The sequence below is a fragment of the Ruminococcus sp. AF20-12LB genome (assembly GCF_003478985.1).
Classification (GTDB): Bacteria; Bacillota; Clostridia; order Lachnospirales; family Lachnospiraceae; genus Blautia_A.
The window spans coordinates 1-19,952 of sequence record NZ_QUGH01000005.1 but is presented as its reverse complement, the minus strand read 5'-3'; the positions used below and the strand labels follow the sequence as shown (position 1 = coordinate 19,952).

23 protein-coding genes and 2 pseudogenes are annotated in these 19,952 nt (G+C 40.5%); 1 reads left to right on the top strand and 24 read right to left on the bottom strand.

Annotated elements, in window-relative coordinates; translation table 11 throughout:
- Window positions 1-19: 19 nt before the first annotated feature.
- The 6 genes from DWX61_RS07755 to DWX61_RS07730 form a co-directional block, all read right to left on the bottom strand.
- A complete protein-coding gene (locus DWX61_RS07755; protein ID WP_118624626.1) occupies window positions 20-1,030 on the bottom strand; it encodes a helix-turn-helix domain-containing protein in 1,011 nt (336 codons plus the stop codon).
- Window positions 1,031-1,179: 149 nt separating this feature from the next.
- Window positions 1,180-1,368, bottom strand: coding sequence for a hypothetical protein (locus tag DWX61_RS07750; RefSeq protein WP_005342828.1), 189 nt, complete (start codon window positions 1,366-1,368; stop codon window positions 1,180-1,182).
- A gap of 47 nt (window positions 1,369-1,415) precedes the next feature.
- A complete protein-coding gene (locus DWX61_RS07745; protein ID WP_059085796.1) occupies window positions 1,416-1,607 on the bottom strand; it encodes a DUF6019 family protein in 192 nt (63 codons plus the stop codon).
- A 63-nt stretch (window positions 1,608-1,670) separates the two neighbouring features.
- A complete protein-coding gene (locus DWX61_RS07740; RefSeq protein ID WP_021651963.1) occupies window positions 1,671-2,021 on the bottom strand; it encodes a DUF2116 family Zn-ribbon domain-containing protein in 351 nt (116 codons plus the stop codon).
- A 76-nt stretch (window positions 2,022-2,097) separates the two neighbouring features.
- The gene (locus DWX61_RS07735; RefSeq protein ID WP_118070527.1) at window positions 2,098-2,280 is read right to left on the bottom strand and encodes a hypothetical protein; all 183 of its coding nucleotides are present in this window, start codon (window positions 2,278-2,280) and stop codon (window positions 2,098-2,100) included.
- A gap of 97 nt (window positions 2,281-2,377) precedes the next feature.
- Window positions 2,378-3,826: a L,D-transpeptidase family protein gene (locus DWX61_RS07730; protein WP_118624624.1), complete on the bottom strand. Its 1,449-nt coding sequence runs from the start codon at window positions 3,824-3,826 to the stop codon at window positions 2,378-2,380.
- 531 nt (window positions 3,827-4,357) lie between these two features.
- On the opposite strand from DWX61_RS07730, the gene DWX61_RS07725 reads away from it, so the two are divergent.
- Window positions 4,358-4,771: a hypothetical protein gene (locus DWX61_RS07725; RefSeq protein ID WP_118624622.1), complete on the top strand. Its 414-nt coding sequence runs from the start codon at window positions 4,358-4,360 to the stop codon at window positions 4,769-4,771.
- 108 nt (window positions 4,772-4,879) lie between these two features.
- Here DWX61_RS07725 and DWX61_RS07720 read toward each other — a convergent pair.
- The 18 genes and pseudogenes from DWX61_RS07720 to DWX61_RS19240 all read right to left on the bottom strand — a co-directional run.
- Window positions 4,880-5,527, bottom strand: a pseudogene (locus DWX61_RS07720) (UDP-glucose--hexose-1-phosphate uridylyltransferase); the annotation flags it as partial.
- A 219-nt stretch (window positions 5,528-5,746) separates the two neighbouring features.
- Window positions 5,747-5,878, bottom strand: a complete 132-nt coding sequence (locus DWX61_RS07710; RefSeq protein ID WP_118624618.1) for a DUF2500 family protein — start codon at window positions 5,876-5,878, stop codon at window positions 5,747-5,749.
- Window positions 5,879-6,377: 499 nt separating this feature from the next.
- Window positions 6,378-6,476, bottom strand: coding sequence for a hypothetical protein (locus tag DWX61_RS19540; RefSeq protein WP_158565314.1), 99 nt, complete (start codon window positions 6,474-6,476; stop codon window positions 6,378-6,380).
- Window positions 6,477-6,794: 318 nt separating this feature from the next.
- On the bottom strand, window positions 6,795-7,892 hold the full coding sequence (gene tnpB / locus DWX61_RS07705) for an IS200/IS605 family element RNA-guided endonuclease TnpB (protein WP_118624616.1): 1,098 nt from the start codon (window positions 7,890-7,892) through the stop codon (window positions 6,795-6,797).
- Window positions 7,892-8,314: an IS200/IS605 family transposase gene (gene tnpA / locus DWX61_RS07700; protein ID WP_059086115.1), complete on the bottom strand. Its 423-nt coding sequence runs from the start codon at window positions 8,312-8,314 to the stop codon at window positions 7,892-7,894. Before tnpA ends, tnpB begins: the two co-directional genes overlap by 1 nt.
- Window positions 8,315-8,473: 159 nt before the next feature.
- Window positions 8,474-8,677, bottom strand: a complete 204-nt coding sequence (locus tag DWX61_RS07695) for a PF20097 family protein (protein WP_015524992.1) — start codon at window positions 8,675-8,677, stop codon at window positions 8,474-8,476.
- Between the two features lie 114 nt (window positions 8,678-8,791).
- Window positions 8,792-9,109 carry a DUF3784 domain-containing protein gene (locus DWX61_RS07690; RefSeq protein ID WP_353652866.1) on the bottom strand — a complete coding sequence of 106 codons (318 nt, stop codon included), beginning with the start codon at window positions 9,107-9,109 and terminating at the stop codon, window positions 8,792-8,794.
- A 381-nt stretch (window positions 9,110-9,490) separates the two neighbouring features.
- Window positions 9,491-10,732 carry an ABC transporter permease subunit gene (locus tag DWX61_RS07685; protein ID WP_118624614.1) on the bottom strand — a complete coding sequence of 414 codons (1,242 nt, stop codon included), beginning with the start codon at window positions 10,730-10,732 and terminating at the stop codon, window positions 9,491-9,493.
- Window position 10,733: 1 nt separating this feature from the next.
- Window positions 10,734-11,621 carry an ABC transporter ATP-binding protein gene (locus DWX61_RS07680; protein ID WP_118624612.1) on the bottom strand — a complete coding sequence of 296 codons (888 nt, stop codon included), beginning with the start codon at window positions 11,619-11,621 and terminating at the stop codon, window positions 10,734-10,736.
- Between the two features lie 140 nt (window positions 11,622-11,761).
- On the bottom strand, window positions 11,762-12,826 hold the full coding sequence (locus tag DWX61_RS07675) for a sensor histidine kinase (protein WP_118624610.1): 1,065 nt from the start codon (window positions 12,824-12,826) through the stop codon (window positions 11,762-11,764).
- Window positions 12,827-12,839: 13 nt separating this feature from the next.
- Window positions 12,840-13,349, bottom strand: coding sequence for a VanZ family protein (locus tag DWX61_RS07670; RefSeq protein ID WP_118624608.1), 510 nt, complete (start codon window positions 13,347-13,349; stop codon window positions 12,840-12,842).
- 16 nt (window positions 13,350-13,365) lie between these two features.
- Window positions 13,366-14,061 (bottom strand): response regulator transcription factor, encoded by a 696-nt coding sequence (locus DWX61_RS07665; protein ID WP_118624606.1) that lies wholly within the window; start codon window positions 14,059-14,061, stop codon window positions 13,366-13,368.
- 95 nt (window positions 14,062-14,156) lie between these two features.
- The gene (locus DWX61_RS19680; protein ID WP_502696286.1) at window positions 14,157-14,267 is read right to left on the bottom strand and encodes a TnpW family protein; all 111 of its coding nucleotides are present in this window, start codon (window positions 14,265-14,267) and stop codon (window positions 14,157-14,159) included.
- Between the two features lie 242 nt (window positions 14,268-14,509).
- A complete protein-coding gene (locus DWX61_RS07655) occupies window positions 14,510-16,921 on the bottom strand; it encodes an ABC transporter permease (RefSeq protein ID WP_118624604.1) in 2,412 nt (803 codons plus the stop codon).
- Between the two features lie 14 nt (window positions 16,922-16,935).
- Window positions 16,936-17,601, bottom strand: coding sequence for an ABC transporter ATP-binding protein (locus tag DWX61_RS07650; RefSeq protein WP_118624602.1), 666 nt, complete (start codon window positions 17,599-17,601; stop codon window positions 16,936-16,938).
- 175 nt (window positions 17,602-17,776) lie between these two features.
- Window positions 17,777-18,808 carry a sensor histidine kinase gene (locus DWX61_RS07645; protein ID WP_118624600.1) on the bottom strand — a complete coding sequence of 344 codons (1,032 nt, stop codon included), beginning with the start codon at window positions 18,806-18,808 and terminating at the stop codon, window positions 17,777-17,779.
- A complete protein-coding gene (locus DWX61_RS07640) occupies window positions 18,805-19,497 on the bottom strand; it encodes a response regulator transcription factor (protein ID WP_118624598.1) in 693 nt (230 codons plus the stop codon). Before DWX61_RS07640 ends, DWX61_RS07645 begins: the two co-directional genes overlap by 4 nt.
- 51 nt (window positions 19,498-19,548) lie before the next feature.
- A pseudogene (locus tag DWX61_RS19240) lies at window positions 19,549-19,738 on the bottom strand (helix-turn-helix domain-containing protein).
- Window positions 19,739-19,952: the final 214 nt, after the last annotated feature.

Here is a 19,952-nt window from a genome sequence, read left to right as displayed (position 1 = left end):
AAAAAAACTTAACTCCATCTTAAATATGGTGCTGAGTTTCACTGTCATTCTTTAACACCATTTTTACCACACCAAGCAATGCTGCAAACAAAACACCTGCAACCGGCCATACAATCCATGTAATATCCCAGCTCATCGTCCAGAAGCTCCATGCAAGGTAAATCGCTGTAGTCAAGCACCAATATACACCAGAAAACGTGTCAGTCTTTTTCTTAAACAGTTTTTCTTCTTTTGTATATTCGCCTTCCTGAAGAAGGGTATCGTAACTGCTTTTTACCATCCCAACACGAACCAACAGATTCACTCCTATTGCAAGTATGAATAGCAGTAATCCAACGGAAAGACCACAGTAATAGTCGGACGCTTCCATAGATTCGGCAATAATTGTCGGAATCACTGCCAGTATACAAAGCACTACCCCAACAGCTGTTCCTCTGATAAAAATTGGTTCATAGGAATCTTTTTTTTCTCGTACCATTCCAGATACACCATACTCTGTTTCAAAGCATTCTTTTTCAAAATGTTCCATATGTGATTCACGCATTCCATATGTAATAAACAAAAAGACGGCTGCCGCAACCATTCCAAGCAAAAAAACACATCCAAATACTGTTGCCAGAGATTCCGAAACATGAAATACGCTATCTTCTGCCATTGTCACAAGAACAATCAATAATATTGGACTTAAGATACACATACTTGTTGCGTTTGCCACTACTTTGGATCCATTTCTTTTCATGTCAAGAAATTCATTTGCATTCTCCATAGTTACTTTTTTCAACGGTTCTGCATAGCTTTCAGTACTTTCGCGATAGGTGATATTTTCTGCTTTCATTTCATCTTTTAATAGATAATCTGTACTAACACCAAATAGCTCCGACATCTGTAAAATTCTTTGCAAATCTGGAACAGCCCCTGCACTTTCCCACTTAGATACTGCCTGTCTGGATACGCCCAACTGATTGGCTAGTTCTTCCTGTGACCATCCATTCTTTTTTCTTTCCTCTGTAATCTTATCAGCTAAAATCATTTTTTCCTCCTTTTGCAGATTCTATGAGCTAAATATAACAATTTTACTGTTTGCATTCCACCATTTCAGGCTGTAAATCTGTCAACCAGCAGTTGCAAATCACAAAAGGACTCGATAAATCCCTATTTTCCAACAATACAAGCAGGAAATTATTTATCATCTGTATTGTTTTCCTTTTTCTTATGAGTCGAACCCAAGCAAAGAAATGAAGAACCAAGACATAACCATACTATAGCCATAGAACTTTCATTTCCACTCGTAAAGCCAATAGCTGACGCTATGAAAAACAGAACTGATGCAATGTAAAATAAAATTGATTTGTTTATCCCTTTTTTCATAAATAAGAATCTCCTCCAAATCCCGATTTTCTCAATTCTCCAAACTTTTATTTATCTTCTAACTCAAATCCGAGTTCTTTCAATTCTTTTTCGTTTCTGACATCTTCTTCCGTTTTCTTTCCAGTAATGGCACTGTAGGCTTCTTTGATTCCATTTTTCACTGCCCATTTGATGACGAAATACAGCGCAATCAAAATAATAATTGCGGTTCCCCCGCTTAAGCCTAATTCATTCCACATAATCATTAACTCCTCCGATTTCGTGACTTTCAATTTATTTTCAATTTTGCAGGCTGGGATTTATCATTGAATAAAACACATCCATACTCCAACTGCTATAAGCAATATGCCTGATATTCTTCCTGCGAATTTTGACTTTTGATATCCTAGAAAATTAATTGTTTCAGGAGTTGTAAATGGCAATAAAACAACATCTATACCCATTACTATAATCCCAATTCCTATTATAAAGACATTATTGTTAGAAATAATGCCATAAAACATAACTAAGAATCCCAAAATAATGCCTAATGTAAAATACTTGATTTTATGGCTGTCTTTATCCATCATCTTTTCATAACAATTTTCACATTTACTGTTACAAAATTCAAAATTATCATTGAGTTTTTTGCCACAATATTTGCATTTTTTCACACTCTATTCCCTCCATAATTTCCGTTTTGTTACTAACATGATATCATATTTTTTCCTCAATTACATCCACCTAATTTTAATACACTGCCATTCGTTTTGCTTCTGTAACCAGCATCCTCTTGCTTTTCTCCTGCAAGATTTCCTTTGCATCTTCATCAATCGAATAGTTCTCATTTGTCTCGATTTTTTTCGGTTGCCGGTCAAAATGGTCAAAGACTTCTTTCCATATCTGGACGGAACATACACACTTTTCTTCCATGAAATTATTGCTGATAATTATAAAAAAACAGAAGACCAATTAAGATCTTCCATTTTATAAACAAACCTCTATATAAAACTATATATCCTGCCCATTTTTAATAAAAACAGACAATCGGCACACTTTCGTCTATCCTATTATAAAGTTCTGCCGCTTTGTCCGCCGGAAGATTAATGCATCCATGGGATCCACCACCTTCTCGGAAACGATTTCCTCCAAAGTATGGCTGCCATGAAGCATCATGAAATCCAATCCCCCCATTAAAAGGCATCCAGTAAGTTACTGGTCTTTCATATTCATATTTCCCATTTTCCAACATCTTTCCTTTCAGCACAGATGGACTTTTCTTGTAATACAGTTGAAAAATCCCCGGTGGTGTCTGCCGTTCTGCATACTGCATATCTCCTGACACAATATCCGCTTCCAAAATGATAGAACCATCCTGATAGTAATATAAATGCTGTGCAGACAGGTCCACTTCAATATACGTGCTACCTATATCATTCATTCCCCGTGCATTTGCCCGCATAGCGTATACCGGTTCCCGGTTTATCTGTACTCCTGCAATCATTTCCTGCATGATGGTTTCTATTTCTTTTTCCTGATCGATCTTCCATCCATAAACGGAACTATACACCTGAACAGTACGTCCGTTTGTTGTGCAAAATTCCCTCTCTGTATTTACGGTATCATGTGTGGCAGCCAGCTGTGCCACATATTCTGCCACACACTGTCTCAGTTCATCCTCATTTTTTTGCAACTTTCCTCTTTCATCAAAAATAAGCCAGTTTCTGATCTCGTCTCCCTCCAATGTTACCGTTTCTTCTCCAAATATATATACGATTTTGGTCCGGATCAGATTTTGGCATTCTTCCAATGAATTTTTAAGATCTGGATCATCTTTCATTACTGCCGCTTTTACATAAACAGCCGGACAGCTATTCAGGTCAATTGTTCTTTTTTTGCTAGCAACCGCTTCTGACAGTGCCTGATAAGCTCCATTGAAATCCAGGGTATTCCCTTCTGTTTCCGGTACGATTTCAAACTTCGAATCTTTATAAGCTACATAAGCATCTTCTGGTGCTGTCTGATTCTCTTTTTTTACACATTCCAGTTTTTCCAGCTGTTCTTTTAACTTCACTTTATCATAGGTCATATTTTCCTTGGCTGTATAATTTTGCTTTTTCCAAAATCCCTGAACCCATTTATATGGTTTTTGTTCATCCAGATATTGGGAAATACTGCCATCCGAAACATAACGATATCCGATCAATTTTCCATTGATACTCTGTGATTTCAGATTTCTTGCCTTTACTTCCAGCAGATAGTCCTCTGCTTTTTTAGCAACCGCCTGTTCTGTCTCTTCCGATGTTTTTCCAGAACAGTTAATTCCATTGATCGTTGTTCCCCGAAAAAATCTGTCTGAATAGTAATAAGACATTCCTGCATAGCCAGCCATAGCAAAGAACACTATGATGACAGAGATTATTATCCACATTTTTTGCTTTCCATTATCCTTACCGGTTATCTCTTTTCTTTTTCCCATCCATGCCCCCTGTTTTTAACGATAAACAGCATTCAGACAAATTTTTTAAATCGTCTGATTTTAATATCTCCGATTTAATAAAAAATAACCAAGGCTGCTGAAAAAAACATTTTCTTTTACAAACAGTAAGCTGATTTCTACAAAATATTTTCCCTCTGCTCTTTTACGGATAGGAACACCGCATCATCATTTATCTCACATTTAGCACTTTTGGGGTACTTTCAGACACTTTCCTTTTTCTCTGTGAACAGAACCCTGAAAACAGGAAAAAAAGGGCTGCCATGACCGGTCAGGGATTTTTCATCCTTGACTGATTCACGACAGCACCTAATCAGATCTCACTTATTTTCTTCTATACAAAATCGCTTCTCTGTTTTCTCCTTCTGTCCGGCCGGATTGTACACGTGTTTGTTTTACACTAATTAGATGCAGATACAAGCAAATCGGTTCTCATAATAATAAATTTTTTCTTTCTATCGAATTTTCCTGGTTCATTTGATAAAATGTCCTTATCTGACAGGAGGGAATTTTTTGAAAAGAGTATTTGATAGTCCTTTTTTGAATAAAGCTGCACTGGTGTTGATCTGGTTTCTATTAATGGGCGGGACATTCTTTTATGCCAATAAAAACTATTTTCTTTACCATGAAAATCCAAATTTAATCAAAGCAGACGGATATTATCTTTATAATTTTGGTAGTCCGCGTCATTATTACTGGGCACTGCCTGTTAAATTCACCCATGAAGGCAAAGTATATCATTCTCAGCTTCCTTTAGATATACGAGATGAAAGTTCATCCTGTACTGTAGATCTTCGCATTTACATACCGGCAGATTCTTCTGGCAGTGCATTTGCATTCCGAAACAATATCACCATTCCTGCACTATGGAGGATCTTTATTTTTGTTCCACTGCTACTTCTTCTTACATCCAAAAGAAAAGCCTAGGAAGGTTTCACACCTTATAAAAAATATTCTATTTTCATCATCTTCCTTTTAAAAAATGGGAGGTTTCAATTACCTCCCATTTTCCCAAAAATCCTTTTATTTCAGTTTTTATAATGTTTCAAGAAAACGCATGAATGCTTCTCTTCCCTCGGTCGTACATTTGTATACTCCTGCATTTTCCAGAACATGGGTAAATACGATTCCAATCTCTTTCTGAAGAATGCCATGGATGTTTTCTTTTGTGATTTCCGGATATTTCGGAAGAAACTTCTTAACCCACTCTGCATGTTTCTCAATCTGTTCATTTGAAGAAATATCTTTGCCTTCGAGAATATACTCTTCCAAAAGTTCCATCTCACCTTTTAATCTGGCCGGAAGAACTGCAAGTCCCATAACTTCGATCAGACCGATATTTTCTTTCTTAATATGATGATATTCTGCATGCGGATGGTACACTCCCAGCGGATGTTCTTCTGTTGTGATGTTGTTCCTTAATGTCAGATCCAGTTCGTAGGTATCACCTACTTTACGTGCAATTGGTGTAATTGTATTATGTGGTTCTCCATTGGTCTCAGCATAGATAAATGCTTCTTCATCGGTATAGCCTCTCCATACTTCCAGCACATGTGTTGCCAGGTCCACCAAGCGGTTGGAATTTTTATGACGAATACGAAGCACAGATAATGGCCATTTTACAATTCCAGCCTCTACATCTTCAAATCCCGGAAGTACCACATGCTGCTCAATTGGTGCTTTTTAACATTTTTCTTCCTCCTGTGCTTCACTTTTAAATTTATATTTTTGGTAACATATATACCGATTTCCCTGATAAGTCAGCATGCTTCGATCGCCTTTTTCCAATTCACGAAAATCTCCCTGTTGCATTTGGAATTCCATCAAACTTCCATCTGTCATCTCAAATACAACGCGAAACCAAGGTACATGTGCTTCAGACTGCATATGGGTATAGATTCCTTACTTCTTTTCAACTACAGTCGCATCAACAGATTCAACTGCCGCACTGCTGTTATTGCTAAAACTTAACAACATTTTGGTAAATACAAACATCATGATTATGAGTGCTGCTATACTGATTATAAATGCCATCCTATTTCTCCTTTAGACCTCAAATCCTGTATCCATGCAAATGTCTGTGATGCTCTTATCAGTACATTCCAATTAATCTCCTGCAAGTTTTGTCTACTTTTTCTTCCCATTTGGCAAGTAATATACGTCTTCTGATATTATAATGTGCTTGTAAGATAAAGGAAGGAGGAAAACGAAATGAAAAGATTTAAAGCATACGTCAACTACCTTATGAATTTCTATGCAAACTACTTCAAAATTTACCGCTATATGTAAAGGACATTCCTGCCATCACAGGAATGTCCTTTACGGAAACCCAGTTTCAATGGTTTCCCTTATTATACGCTAATTTAGTTGCATTTGTACATGAACAGGATTCTCGAAAACATAGACAAAATTGAACAGAATTATGAAAATACTTTTACCACGTTTTTTGATTTGTAAACCACTTATTAGCAGACGGATCCGCCAATGCTGAAAACGGATAGGCTGTTTTTCTTTCAGCTTTCAATTTGTCCAATTAATAATCTCTGAATTTCCATACATCTGATGGATTTGCATTTTTCATCCTCAGCATTCTTTGAAGCTGCTCTTCTGTAAACCACAGATCGTGTAGTATTTTTCCGAAATATAGCGGCTAGATATCAGACTGCTTCATTGCAATTATAAACTGTTGATTTACCAAGATTATTTACATATACGGTAATCAAGTCACCTTTCTTAAGATCCGGCTTTTTCCATACCAAACGGCTTTTATGATAATACACTTTATTATGATATGTAAAACTATTTGACACTCCCCACAGCTAAAGCAGGGGGATTCTTGCTTCTCCCACTACTGCATTGGCAAACACCTTACGGTACTGCAATGTCTTACACAGTGTCCACAAGCTATATTTATACTGTTCCCGTATGCCCTACGGTACAGTTTTTATCTTTATGCAGACTGCATCTGCAGTCCTTTTTTCAGAATATTGATACTTGCATTCGTATCCCGGTCATGAACCCCATGGCATTTGGGACACTCCCAGATACGAATGCCCAGATTTTTTATCCGTGGATTTCTGTAGCCACAACAGCTGCAGGTCTGACTGCTCGGATACATCGTTGGTACTCTGTGAATTTCATTTCCATACCAGCCAGCTTTATATTCCAGCATTTCAAAAAATTTTGCCCAGGAAACACTCGCTATCGATTTTGACAGTTTATGATTCCGGATCATCCCCTTGACATTCAGATCTTCAATACAGATGGTTTGGTTTTCACGCACCAGCATCGTTGACTGTTTCTGCAGGAAATCATTCCGCTGATTGGTTACTTTCTCATACACTCCTGCCACCCTGATCCGCTGCTTCTCGCGGTTATGGGAATCTTTTTGTTTTCGGGAAAGCCTGCGCTGTTCTCTTATGAGTTTTCGCATTGAGCGTTCCAGATATCTGGGATTTGATACCGTATTTCCACTACTGTCGGAGTAGAACGCTTTGATTCCGACATCAATCCCTATCGTTCCGCCAGCATTTGAGCGTGGTTCCGGTTCAAAATCAACATTTAAAACCGCAAAATATTTTCCAGCCGGTGTGTGCTCAATGATCACGTGATTAATCTTTTCCACTTCCATCGACTGCCGTATTTTAACAAATCCAAGTTTCGGAAGTTTGATATATCTTCCCACAATACGAATATTATCTTTTTGATTTACCGTTCTGTATGACTGGAACCGGTTATGTTTACTTTTGAAGGTTGGATAGGAAGCCCGTTTCTGAAAGAAATTCACAAATCCCCGGTCGAGATCCCGCAAAGACTGCTGTAATGCAATGGAATCTGCTGCTTTCAGAAAGGCAAACTCCTCTTGCTTTTTCAGTTCAGTCAGCATGGCGGAAGTCTGGGGATAGCCGATCTTTTCCCCATTTTCATAGCCTTCCTTACGCATGGCAAGTCCCCGGTTGTAGATGAACCGGCAGCATCCCAGGGTCTGATGGATGAAGTTTTTCTGTTCTCTGTTCGGGTAGATCCTGAATTTAATTCCTTTTTGCATTATCCCATCTTATCCTTTTGTCTCTGCGATGTTTTCTGGTTTTCAATATACTGTTTTACTGTTTCCAGCGGAGCACCGCCCACCGTCGATACAAAATAGCTGTTTGTCCAGAGAGTCGGCATTTTCGTTTTAAGATAGGGAAATTCCTGTCTTAAAATTCTGGACGTATAGCCTTTAAATGACTTTACAGCTTTGTGGATGCCAAACTGAGGATCTACTTCCAAAAGCATATGAACATGGTCTGGCATGATCTCCATTTCCAGAATGTCTACAGAAAGATTTGCAGCATACTCTGTGAGCAGCTCCTTCAGCCGGACGTCCACACCATTAATTAATACTTTTCGTCTATACTTTGGACACCATACTACATGGTATTTACAGGAATAAACGACATTGTTGTTTGATTTATATGTTGTGTTCATATTTATATTATACTATGGTTTATTAGTTAATACAATTGCTATTTTGTCCATCTTCAATTACTTGCATAAATTCGATGGACTCGTCTTATATCCCCATAGCGGAAGCAAGGGGTTTTACGACGCATTGGATAAAGCATATTTTTTAAAGAATTGAAAATCTCAATATTCGTAAGAAACAATAATCTTTCTGCAGAAATCACAATTATAGGCAGCTATGCGGTCTCCAGATATCCTTGCTGCCAACTCTGGATCCGTATTTAACCGCAAACTCTCAGAGCCTTCTTTCCACTCCAGTCCTGCCCCTGCACCAACCGCATGCAACTGACCCTTTCGCATTTTTCCTTCACAATATGGACATCTCATATTCACGTCATCTCCTTTAAGTAATTAAAGTTCCTCGTATTACCGAGAATTATCCTATTTCTGGATAGCTTGTATATCTTCTTTCGCATATAATTTTTGCCTAAATGTTCTTTTCTATTTTTCTCGTTTCTTACGTTCTTTCATCAATAAAACAAATTGGACTGTCCATATTACCCATGCTGCCAGACACCCAACTCCACTATATAAAAAATCTATGGCTGCACCGGCTATAAATGGCAGTGCCATCCACATCATCCGATTTCCATATACTCTGCACATTTCTTTTTCATCATACTGTTTTCGTTTTTCCTTAGATTTCATATTATAGCCAGACAGAAAAGCAGCGGCCTTTCCATTTGATTTTACAAAGCAGATTCCGAATAAAAACATAATCACTGCCATTCCCAAATCAAAGATAACACAGATTATCATTGCAGACACCTCACTTCCCGCTCTGGCTATTAAATAAAAAAAGCCAAACACAAAAGTAAAACTTATTATGTTTGGCTAGGTCAACTTGTTATTTTTTTATCACTTCTTATGGTTGTATTATACTATATATTTCTCTATAGTAAAACAATTTTTTATATTATTTTTTATTTTAATATTATATTTCTACTATCATCAATTTTTCAGATATTTTCAATGCATAAACAATGCTATTAACTACAATATTTCCGGAAAATTCATCATAGGTTTGTATTGCCACAAAGAAACGCTGGCTCTGAAAATCAAAGCCGTCGTTCCAAATTGTCTGCTTTTTCTTTTGCCGTCGTGCGGCAGATAATCAATTCATTCTATTTTGAACTTCTTTTATGCTACCTGATGTCTGCAATAGGAATGAATCGCCAAGAATGTAAACACAAATAATTCAATTCCTGCCGAAATCAAAATAACATGCGGTGTCCAGAAACTCGTTCCACCGATATTCAGATAATTGAAATCTGCAAGCTGAGAAAGGAAATTGTTCTGCATACCAATTCCGGCAGGTGGAAGTATGGTAGAGAGCCATGTTGCTCCCATCGCCACATATGCAAAAAGCGGCATGAGAAGAACTACAATAGAGATCAGCAAAACGGTCAATGTGTCTTTACATTTTGCAGACAGGAACAGCGTACAGCTAACCGTTGCTAATACAGAAAGTAAGCCCGCTGCTGCGAGAATTATCTGCAACTGCCCCAGATTGATGTTTGGCAGATTAATGATAGAGTATCGCATCTGAAACGATGTTTTTAAACAATCCGTCCCGAACGCTGCATCTAAAATCAGAATGTGTACCGTGATCCCGACAAGGAATGTAACAACGAAAAGTGTAAATGCCGCCAGAATTTTGGTAATTGCTAATTGTTTATGCCCGTATTTGGTGGTTCGCAGGATGCTGTCACCGCCCGTTTGATATTCTCCGGCAAAAGTAGGAGCTGCGATTGCCACGCACAAAATAGCAAGGAACAAAATATAAAACTCAATATAATCAAATGCATCTTTAGAAATTCCAGAATGAAGATAAAATGGCGTATCAAGTTCTGAATATTTTTCAAGAGCTTTCTGCTGTGCGGTTTTGTTTTCTCTTTGCTCGTTCCGCATGACATCCTGTAAATGTTCTGCGCACTTTTCATAATAGGCTCCGTCAATGTCATTCGGGTCAATATCCATTAAATCAGCACCAATGCCTGTTAATGGATCAGCAAACGCTTCGGACAGACCATTCAGCCAGGAACGGATCGGGACGATTTTTTCAATATATACAGCCAGAGGAAAGCCATCTTCCTCGACCGGCCCATATTCTCGAACGCAGCTTTGATAAGTTTCCAAAGCCGATTTGATCCTATCCGGGGTCACTTCACCAGCGGATGTTTTATAAAAATCTTGTTTGTACTTGATCGCTGCCAAGCCATCTAATTCTGTAACCGTTCCATCTTCGTTTGGACGGTTAATACCCTCAAATGAAATAGGCAGGTATGCCATGGCTACGGAAAGCAAAAGTGCGATTGCAAGTAAAATCAGGGTGCGCTGTGACTTCAAAATACGTTTTAGTTCAAGTCTAAAGAGCCGCATATTATCTGTCCTCCTTTTCCAAGTCTGTCTGCGGGAACAACCACAGATACAGATCTTCCAATCGTGGCTCCGTTGTAACAGACCCATCAATTTCCGAATGTTCGGACAGATAACGAATAGAAACCTGATTGTGATCTTCGCCTCGCTGATTGATAATGCGCAGCCGCATTTCACATTCCGGCAGCTTTGAGGCCGGAATTATGCAATTCCAAACCTTGCCTTCAATCTGCTTGACAAGTTCTGCGGTAGTTCCGACATCAACAATTTCTCCGGCTTTCATAATTGCGTTGCGCGTAGAAATATATTCTATGTCAGATACGATATGGGTGGAAATCAACACGATTCGATCATGCGAAAACTCGGAAATGAAATTCCGCAGACGCACGCGCTCTCCGGGATCGAGTCCTGCTGTCGGTTCGTCCATGACAAGTATCTCCGGGTCGTTCAACATAGCCTGCGCAATACCAACACGACGCTTCATGCCGCCTGACAGATTGGAGATTTTTTTCTTTTTCACATCGGAGAGCGAAAGAAAGTCCAACAAATGATTGATCTTTTTGGTAGTTGCCATTGTGGGAATATCTTTCAGCGCAGCCATATACTCCAAATAATCTTTGACCGTAAAATCCCGGTGATACCCAAAATCCTGCGGCAGAAAGCCAAACTTGCTTCGGTAGACTTCACCTAACTCTCGAATGTCTTTTCCGTCATAGTAAACCGCTCCGTTGGTTGGTGTCATAATATCAGCAATCATGCGCATGAGCGTGGTCTTCCCTGCACCATTCGCCCCCAAAAGTCCCCAAATGCCGGGAGTCAATGTCAGATTGACATCATTTACTGCTGTTTTGTCTTTGAACTGCTTGCTTAAATGCTCTATTTTCAGTTCCATGCTTACACTCCTTTCTTTTGCTTCAGCTGAACAATAAAAAGCCCTTGTTCGATAATCATTGTACCGAACAAAGGCTTTTCAATCTCAAAAATCACACGCTTAAATTCCTAAGTAATTCCTAAGATCACAGTCTTATTTTCCTAAGCGGAAAGGGGTAATGTAATCACAAAGTCTATGGTTTCGTTTTGACTGGATGCAGTAATCGTTCCACCGTGTAAATGTATAATTTCTTCCGAAATAGAAAGACCAAGTCCCGCGCCGCCTGTATTGGAAAGCCGGGCTTCATCCAACCGATTGAATTTCTCAAATATACTGTTAAGCTGTTCCTCCGGGATTGTTTCCCCACGATTTTCAAAAGTGATCTGAATATCATGTTCTAACCGTTTGGCCGATATAGTAATCTCTGTCTGTGGGTAGCTGTATGACGCGGCGTTCCGCAAAAGGTTACTGAAAACTCTCGCCAGTTTTTCAGGGTCAGCGTTCACGGATAAGTTATCCTCCGCAGTAAATACCGCTGTATTGCCATTTGCGGAGAGTGTCGGATATATTTCATCTATTACCTGCGCAATCAAACAATGTAAATCTACATTTTCTTTTTTGATAATGACCGCATGTGCATTGTACTTGGTAATTTCAAAAAGTTCATTGATGAGCTTTTCAAGGCGTTCTGCCTTATTCAACGCAACTTTTACATACTTTTCCTTTTGCTGTTCAGGCATGTCAGGGGCTTCATGGAGCAGGCTCAAATAGCCGATTACCGTTGTGAGAGGGGTGCGTATATCATGTGCCAGATACATAACAATTTCATTTTTCTTTTCTTCTGCCTGCTTTGCAGCCCGTTTGCTCAACAGAACAGACATTTTGATTTGATTGAGTTGTGCCTCCAATTCTTTCAGTGGGTCAGACAATGATACGGTATGATTGTTCTGCTCATAGACCGTTTGGGTCGCATCAATTACTTCATCCAGATAGCCCCACGGCTTTTTCCAATAGTAATTGAAAATACATACAAAGCCGATCATCAGATACAAAATAAAAAGCAGATCGAGCCTCCAGTAGAGCCATGCAAAAATATCGTTTTCAAATTTTGAAAAGATGTAGTCCAAGATAAGGGTCAAACCATATCCAACAACGGTATAAACCAACAATGATAGGTATAAGCGCACTTTAAGGTGCTTTTCTGTTGTCATTTCTTTCTTCGACATGAGAATACACCTCCTACCGATTAGCAAACAGAAGAAAGCCAAGTAGGCCAATCACGACAACACTTACTATGCCTGCCAGAATGGAAAACAGTCTGTTTGCTTTTATTCTATTTCCGATTAACCGGGCTGCCATCGAATATACAGCAAGCCCCAAAAGACCACCTGCCGTATTTGTGAGTACATCAGTAATATCAGAACGCCCGACTACTAAGATATACTGCATAGTTTCCAATAAAAAACTTGTTCCAGCAATCAGCATGAACTTCACATATAATTTTGTTCTTGGCAGAAGCATTTGAAGATAAATGCCCATAGGAACAAAAATCAAGAAATTTTCGAATACCTCTGTTAAGTGAAATGCTGCGCCAACTTCTTTGTCATAGTGAAAAGGAATAAGGTTTATACTTCTTACTTTATCCAGATCACTGATTGAAAACTGTAGTTTGAACAGTATGATCCAAACCAGAAGTACCAGATAAATTAAGAATAAAATGGTTATGAAGCAATTTGATTTTCTTTTCATAGCGTACTCCTTTCGCTTAAATTTTGTAACCAACACCCCAAATCGTTTTAATATACTGCGGAGTATCGGAAGTATCTTTCAGTTTCTCACGCAGATGCCGGATATGCACAGTAATTGTGCTGCTGTTTTTAGAGTAGTATTCATCTTTCCAAACTGCATGAAACAGTTCCTCAATACTTACAACATTCCCAGCACTTTCCAAAAGAACCTGGAGGATAGAAAATTCTGTCGGTGTCAGAGAAACCGGCTCACCGTCTAACAGACATTCATGGGTCTGCACATTCAGGCACAATTTGTTATAGGAAAGTTCCGATGGAACTTTTTCTGTGATGATACCGGGCGAATATTTCTTGTAACGTCTTAACTGTGCTTTCACTCTGGCAACTACTTCAAGTGGGCGAAAAGGTTTTGTCACATAATCGTCCGCTCCCAATGTCAGCCCCGTTATTTTATCCGTTTCCTCAATTTTAGCTGTTAGCATTATGATTGGATAAGTGTATTTCTTTCGGATAAGCTGGCAAAGTGAAAAGCCGTTCATATCCGGGAGCATAATATCCAGAATGGCAAGATCAATGTCGCCGCTTTCAATACACGACATGGCATCCGTTGCGCAGTAAAATTTATAAACGATGTAATTTTCGTTTTTCAAGTAGACCTCCAACAGATTCGCTATATCTTGCTCGTCATCTATAATTAGTATCTTTTCAGACATATTTTCAACTCTCCTTTTTGCTTGTACTCGATTAAGTATAACAAATACAGCATCTAAATTCACAATGGATTGCATGCGAAATTATTAAGATTTTCCTAACTTTCAAATTTACAAAAAGCTCGCATCTGCCGCACCTCGTTTTTCAGCATCCGTTTGATTTTGTCGCTCATGGTTTCAGTGCTGGTGGTGCTGAAATGTACGCGCACCTTTGTAGGTTGTCTTTCCAATCTTCCGTACCAGCGCCGGGGCGTTCTGCTCCGTCTGAACGGTCGTTGTGTGGGGTGTATTTTCAATGTTCATCTACATAGCTTTCTTTAGGTGACACGATCTCTTTTGCCGCCGTTCTCGTTGCCGCCGCGTTTTCCTCCCTGAAGTTCTTTCTGGCAAAAATGAAAAATCAGCAGAACAGCATTTATCGAGTGTTCCGCTGATTTATTATCATTTGTGTTTATTCTTCGTGAATGGCAGATAAAATCCCGGTTTTCCTTAATTCAGCTTTTGCGTATGCCGTGAAAATCATATAGATAACTACCATTGCAGCAATAAGTGCTATGATGAACAGCCACGGTAGTTTTAGTGAGATACAATGATTTACTGCCTCCAAACGCTGGCAAGCTATGATACTGATAATCGTACCCAATGCAAGTGACACTGTCAGTGATCCACTGAGGTAGATACCAATTTCTTGGCTCAACATAGCTTTTAGCTGCTTTTGTGTTGCTCCGACAGCTTCCAGCAGACCAAATTCCCGTTTTCTATTCTGAAAATCAACCATCAACATATTCATAAGGCTGATACCGCCAAATGTAAACAGGATCGCTGTTGCCATGTATAGTGCCTTTATCGATGAACTGTATCGATACTGAATGTTTTTAATCGTCTGCTCAATCGTATTGACCGATATTTTTCCATTTTGCTCTGCAATTTCCTGAACAACGTTCAGGACTTCGTCAAAATGACCGGGCGTGACTTTAAGTGCCAAGATACCAGTCTGTTCCGTTATACCTGTCAGATTCTTTGCCATATCGTACGTCATCATAAAATACGGACTGCCTGGAACAACCGGACTACGTTCCATCAAATCGGTTTGGTTGTAGGTGCCTACAACAACTGCGTCAACATTAAATGTGCTGCCATCCGGAGAACGCCCTTCCAATTGCAAAGTGTCGCCAACATTCGCAATCTTTTCGGATGCCAGTATTCCATATTTTTCAGTCATAACATCGTAATCTGCTGTTCCAGATGATAGAACTGCTTGCTTTTCAGCCAGTTGTTCACGATTTAAGGTCGGGAAATCGTTCATAATACTGGTAAGGGAACCACTTCCGCCGGGAAAGGTAATAGACATCTGGACGCTGTTAAATGCAGTTACGCTTTCTATTCCGGCAGTATTTTCTAAGTTGTGCCGCAGTGTTTGACTTTCAAGCGGGTTTTCTTCCAGTTGCAGTTTTGAACTTCCGTACGGCTCAGATTCTTTATCAAACGAACTTACAACGTGATTCTTCACCTGCAAAAGAATACTGCCAGCAGGATAGTATTTGAAAGCTGCCTGTTTTTCTGGATCGATAGAACCTGCAACTGTAGATGCACCCAGCAAAAGCGCACCGCTCACACCCAGCATTACTAACGTCAAAATAGCTTTTTGCCGATTCCGTTGAATATTGATTTTTGCAAGATTGTTAGGTGACAGCTTGCGATGCAGCTTTGAACTGACCTTTGCTTTCCCGGAATAGGCAAGGTATTTTGCACCCTCAACGGGAGAAGTGTTCATTGCGACTCGAACTGGCTTGAAAATTGCAATATTCACCATTACAATGCCCACTATAGCAATCAGTACCGCATAGACCGTCGCCGTTTTGATTTGAAATCCCTTCGGATACGCAGCGAACCCAATCAGCAAGCCAGCAATTAGTCCAAGAGGAATACCAGTAAAAGCATACAGGAGTCCTTCTTTTCTTGCCATTCGTTTTATTTGCTTTTTTGTCATTCCAATTGTCCGCAGTTGGCCGAACATCTGCATATTTTTCGCAATCTTTGTGTAAAAGACACCATATATAATCGTTGCAGCCAGCACAGTAGTTAATGCAGCCAGCATAGGGATAGGGAGTTGGATACCGGACTGAATAACCCCCGTCATAACGGCAGAATACTCCGTAAGATATATCTGATCTTCTACAATGCCAGTGTTTTCAATGATTTTATCCGTAAAGTCAAGGATGGCATCAGACCGGATTGCATCTGTATTCAGACGGGTATATGCTGTTACTTGAAGGTGATCCATCAGGCTCATGGCGAGATCTTTGCTCAGATAGACAAAATACCCATCGCTCTTGCGATCCTCGTTCAAAATGCCTGAAAGTGTATATTCTGCTTTATCCCCCGTACCGGTCACATCAAAAGTAATGGTGTCGCCGGGACGATATGATTCTCCCAAAAAGTCAATATAATTTTGCGGGAGCATGATTTCATTTGCCTTTTGTGGGAGGCTGCCTTGTAAAGACATTTCCTCCTGATGCGTAAAATAATCTTCGCTCCCATAAGCGACCGTAATTGTCTTATTGCCTGAATAGGATAGTCCGATTGCAGCATACTCGCCAATCCATTGAACGTCTTTACTTTGACGCAAACTGGATAGCTGGTCGTCGGTTATTCCCAGAATTGCGATCTGCGCTTTAGTGCGCTGTGTATTCTTAAATTCTTCCTGCTCACCTGCGGATATTAAAATGATTGAAAAAATCATGCAGACAGAAAGCGCAATCGTAAGGAGCAAAAAGGCTTTGCTTCGCTTATCTGCTTTCCTGCTCCGTTTGGCCAGCTTCTTTGTAATGGCACTGGTATCATTTTCAAAAGGCCATGTCATAGCCTGTCACCTCCTTACTCCACAATCTTTCCGTCCTCAATGCGGACAATCCGATCTGCAAGGCGGGCAATGTCGTTGTTGTGGGTAATCATCACAACAGTTTGCCGGAACTCCGCACTGGTGCGCTTGATAAGCCCCAGCACCTCGGCGCTGGTTTTACTGTCAAGGTTGCCGGTCGGCTCGTCGGCCAGCACGATAGCCGGTTTGGTAATCAGAGCGCGGGCAATCGCCACACGCTGCTGCTGTCCGCCGGAAAGATTGTTTGGCATATTTTTCAGCTTATCTTCCAGTCCCAGCAGGTGAACGATCTCGTCCAAAAACTTCTGATCCACCGTGTCCCCGTCCAGTTCCACCGGCAGGACGATGTTCTCATACACATTCAGAATAGGAACAAGGTTATAGTTCTGGAAGATAAAGCCGATGTTGCGGCGACGGAAAATAGTGAGCTGTTCGTCATTCTTCTTTGCCAGTTCCTCACCGCGGACGATCACGGTTCCACTGGTGGGCGTATCCAGTCCACCCATCATGTGAAGCAACGTGGACTTGCCGCTGCCGGAGGTTCCAACCACCGCAACAAATTCGCCATCGCCTACAGAAAAATTCACGCCATCAAGAGCACGGGTAATGTTTGGCTCTGTGCCGTAATACTTTTTCAGGTCAATTGTCTGTAAAACGCTCATATAGAAACTCCTTTCAAGGCTACCCGCCTTTTAATGGGGATATTGTAAAACCTAAATGTCCGTGAAATGTTACAACGGTCAATTTGTATCACTGCAAATCAGGATGGAATGTTACAGCACTCGGACATTTCAAAAAATGGCAGGCAGCCAAAAGCGACTACCCACCACATACATACTATTTTGCGGGAAGCATGATGGAAAACTCAGATCCATTTCCCGGCACAGAAACCACCTTAATATAACCACCCTGTCTCGTTATGATCTCGCGGGTAAGGTACAATCCTATGCCGACGCCGGGCTTGATATGTACCTCTTCCTCGCGGTAAAAGCGCCGAAAAATAGCTGCCTGATTGCTTTCAGAAATTCCTTTACCATTATCAGCCACTTTAATCTCCACATACATTTCCCATTGTACGACTGATACGGAGATTTTTCCGCCAACCGATGTGTATTTCACCGCGTTATCCAAAAGATTAAAGAGTGCTTCGACCGTCCACTTGTTGTCATGGGAAAGCATCAATTCTTCCGGACAGTTTACGGACACAGAAATCTCTTTTTTCTCTGCGGCATATACGATTCCACTCATGGCCTGCGCCACTGTGTCATATAGGTTGCTTACTTTCTTCTCCAACTGGATTACGCCTGTTTCCAACCGGGAGGTTTTCACAAGTGCCTGAAAAAGAAAATCCAGCTTATCTGTCTGTGTACGGATTCCACGAATAAAGTCCGTGCGCTCTGCCTCAGCCATAGGCTTTTCCAACAGTGTATCTGTTGCTATTTTCAGATTGCTTACGGGGGTTTTCACCTGATGGGAAATATCCGATACAAGTGACTGCAATTCCTGCCGATCTTCTTCCACCCGACGACGATCCTCCTGCATGATCTGATATAGTCTTGCCAGCCTGTGACCAATTCTGGCAAGCTGTGTCTCACTGTCCTCGGAAAGAGAGATGCCTTTATTTCCGGCAATCATATGATCTAAGGTCCCGCACAGATCGGAGGTAAAGAGAGCGAGTTTCTTTCCCAATATTTGTGTCAAAGCAAGAAGCCACGCAAGGGCGCACAAAATCAGCACAGCACCGACAACTAACACCGCAGCTTGCTCTGTTATAAAATATAAAATGGCAGCGGCCACGGTCATGGAGAGGATAAGTCCTATTATCACATAAAAAAATAACCGCTTTACTGAAAGACCTTGCAGCTTCACTTTGCTTCGCCTCCTGTCCATTGATACCCCAAACCATAGATTGTCTTGATGTAGGGCGCACCGCCATCGGATTCTATCTTGCTGCGGATTCTGCTCACAGAAGTTGTCAGCGTGTGTTCGTCTACAAAACGCTCGTCAATATCCCATAGTTTTTCTAATAACTGTCTGCGCGTCAATACCTGTTTTGGGTTTCTGCGAAACAGATTCAGCATCTTAAATTCCATTGCTGACAGGGTTAGTGAGATGCCGTTTAGTGAAGCGGAATGCTCTGAGAAATCCAAGAATAGCCGCCCATCGTCGTAAACTTCCTTTGCAGACTTATGATGTTCCAACAACGAAAACATCGCTTTGATTTTCCTCTGCAAGGTTCCTACCAAAAAAGGTTTTGTAATATAATCTACTGCACCAACTTCATATCCTCGTATTTGGTCGCTCTCTTGATCGTTGGCAGTCAAAAAAATCACAATTGCATCCGGGCAGTTAGGCTTTACGAGTTTGCACAGTTCAAAGCCGCTGCCATCGGGGAGATTGACATCCAGCAGTATCAAATCAAATTCCCGCTGACGAATAGCTTCAGCAGCGGTTCTGAAATTCAGGGCAGAAGTCACGCCGTAACCGTCTGCTGTCAGATTATAGGACAGCATCTTATTCAAAAAGCTGTCATCCTCAACAATCAAAATTTGCTTCATATCCTCACTTCCTTTGCATCTACAGTATAACAGGCAAATGTCCGTGAAATGTTACATATCCGTAGATTTGCTAATTTTCAGTTGCCCATCAACGTGCTTTTCTGCATCCTTTGGTATCAGCCACATACGGCTGAGTCTTGCTGCGCCAGATATGCGGTTTTCTTCGCACAACTTCTGTACTTGCCACTCAGAGATACCCCCACTTTTTCGCCGCTTCTGGAGAAGAGATATATTCGAGCATTATAGTTTCCTCCAGCAAATCAATTTGGCATTTATTATATATGGCCAGCTGAATGATTACAAGAAAGAAAATGCGAATTATTTAAGCTAATTATATGAATACGCAAGACATTTTCTGTGGAAAAGAGGAATTGCAAAATATAGCTGGGTGATTGAATAATCGAGTAGGAGGGAGTGATTAGCTCCCGTCCTCTCACACCACCGTGCGTACCGTT